The sequence below is a fragment of the Burkholderia sp. E168m23 genome (assembly GCF_016586125.1).
Taxonomy (GTDB): Bacteria; Pseudomonadota; Gammaproteobacteria; order Burkholderiales; family Burkholderiaceae; genus Burkholderia; species Burkholderia orbicola.
In genome coordinates this window covers 1-596 of the sequence record NZ_BCPP01001680.1, presented here as the reverse complement: position 1 = coordinate 596, position 596 = coordinate 1, and the positions used below count along the sequence as shown (strand labels likewise).

The following is a 596-nucleotide window of genomic DNA, read 5'->3' as shown; positions in this document are numbered from 1 at the left end:
ACGTTCTTGTCGCCGAACGTCTCGCCGATCTGCACGACCAGCTTGCGGCCGCGCCGCAGCGCCGCCGGCGTGTCCGGGTCGGCTTCCGCGCCGGCCTTCAGCCACGGCTCGCTCGGATGGCGTCGGCCGCGCGCGTCGCTGCCCATGTTCGGCGCGCCGCCGAAGCCGGCGATCCGCTCGGCGGTGACCGTCGACGAATGGCCGGACAGGTCGATCTGCAGCGTCGAGCCGATGAACATGTCGCACGCATAGAGGCCGGCCGTCTGGCAGAACGCCCGGTTCGAGCGCAGCGACCCGTCGGGGCCCGTGAACCACACGTCGGAGCGCGCGCGGATGTAGTCGTCCATCCCGACCTCGGAGCCGAAGCAGTGGACCTGCTCGACCCAGCCCGATTCGATCGCGGGAATCAGCGTCGGGTGCGGATTGAGCGCCCAGTGCGTGCAGACCTTGCCCTTCAGCCCGAGCTTCGCGCCGTAGGTCGGCAGCAGCAGCTCGATCGCGGCCGTGTTGAAGCCGATCCCGTGGTTCAGGCGCTTGATCCCGTACGGCTCGTAGATGCCCTTGATCGCGAGCATCGCGGTGAGGATCTGCGTTTC

At 69.1% G+C, this 596-nt stretch carries 1 protein-coding gene; it reads right to left on the bottom strand.

The window, feature by feature from the left end; all coding sequences use genetic code 11:
• Positions 1–596, bottom strand: a 596-nt coding sequence (locus tag JMF90_RS39635; RefSeq protein ID WP_201326608.1) for a malonate decarboxylase subunit alpha, incomplete at both ends; no start/stop codon positions are given.